This window comes from Pseudomonas sp. EA_5y_Pfl2_R50, assembly GCF_963970475.1.
GTDB lineage: Bacteria > Pseudomonadota > Gammaproteobacteria > Pseudomonadales > Pseudomonadaceae > Aquipseudomonas.
This window is the reverse complement of the sequence record NZ_CAXAPT010000130.1, coordinates 1-503: the sequence shown is the minus strand read 5'-3', so window position 1 is coordinate 503 and position 503 is coordinate 1. Positions and strand designations below refer to the sequence as shown.

The 503-nt window shown below is 59.8% G+C and carries 1 protein-coding gene and 1 pseudogene; both read right to left on the bottom strand.

Annotated features, from left to right (window positions below; genetic code table 11):
* Positions 1 to 391, bottom strand: a 391-nt coding sequence (locus AACY19_RS27060) for a phage tail protein (RefSeq protein WP_339454563.1), incomplete at its 3' end; no start/stop codon positions are given.
* A pseudogene (locus tag AACY19_RS27055) lies at positions 384 to 503 on the bottom strand (phage tail protein I); the annotation flags it as partial. The gene AACY19_RS27060 and the pseudogene AACY19_RS27055, both read right to left, overlap by 8 nt.

The following is a 503-nucleotide window of genomic DNA, read 5'->3' as shown; positions in this document are numbered from 1 at the left end:
GCGTGCGTCCGGAGCCTTGCGACAGCAGGGGCTTAAAGCTCGGCGCGCAGTTGGCCACAGCCACCAAGTCGCCGTCCGCATCGTAGAGGCCGATTTCGCGAATCCACTTACCGCCCTCATCCGCCGGGATGATCTGTTCGGCGATGATCACCGCCGAGTTGACCGGGTCAACCCGTAGCTGATTCAACGGCTTGCGCCGCCACTCGTTAAGCAACTTGGTCTGAGCGGGCGACGGGATCGGATTGGGCGGATCGGCCAGCCCGTTCGGGTTGGCATCGCCCACGCCCATTTGCGTGATCAGCCAGGGAATGCCGAGCGCGTCGGCGTTCGCCTGCTTGGCAATCCCCACATTCGTAAGGATCGCAAAAAACTGCGAATTCGCATCAATCATAATAAATGTCCAGGGTGTCTATGGTGTGTTCTCGACCGACCACGCCAAAGCTGCCGGTGACCTCAATGTCACGCATGACGGGTGGGTAAACGTCGATTTCGTCGCCGTCATA